Raw genomic sequence first — 587 nt, 5'->3', positions numbered from 1 at the left:
TGGTATACCTTGGCATTGTCCAGATACAGTTCGAGCGATGCGCCATGATTTGACCATGCCCGGATCAGTGAATCGATGAGCACATCCAGGTTCTGCCTGAAGTAATAGCGCGCCTCGACAACAAAGCGGCTGTGGCAGTCGATGAAGGCGGACAGGCAGGTGGGCACGACCTCGTTTTTCTCGATAACGTAGGGGCCTTCCTCGAAATCACCGACCCACAGGTCATGGGTGTGCTGCCGGGTCCAGCGTTTGCGGACCTTCAATTTAGTAACGCCCAGCTTGATGCGTGTCGCGCCGGCGGCTTTCAGATGCCGGTAAAGCGTGGAGCGGGGAACGGTGGTCGCATACGTGGTTTGCAGAAAGCGGTTGATGGCTCCGTGGCTGCGGTAGGGCTGCTCTTTTTTTAATTCGATGGCCCTTGCGATAATCTCGGGACCGACACCGCGGGGCTTTCCCCGATCGATGCGCGTTTGTCGCTTAAGGCCGTCGAATCCTTCTTGCCGATACCGGTTCAGCTTTCTCCGCAGCGTGGATAGCGAGGGTGTTTTGATCTCTCCGTCAGGGAAACGAAGCGGCTCTTGGGCCAA

General features: G+C 57.1%; 1 protein-coding gene. It reads right to left on the bottom strand.

Annotated elements, in window-relative coordinates:
- Window positions 1-587, bottom strand: a 587-nt coding sequence (locus JCM12296_RS35515) for a helix-turn-helix domain-containing protein (RefSeq protein ID WP_172684302.1), incomplete at both ends; no start/stop codon positions are given.

The organism is Desulfosarcina cetonica JCM 12296 (genome assembly GCF_001311845.1).
Taxonomy (GTDB): Bacteria; Desulfobacterota; Desulfobacteria; order Desulfobacterales; family Desulfosarcinaceae; genus Desulfosarcina; species Desulfosarcina cetonica.
The sequence above is the reverse complement of the archived record's forward strand: the minus strand, read 5'-3'. Positions and strand labels throughout refer to the sequence as shown.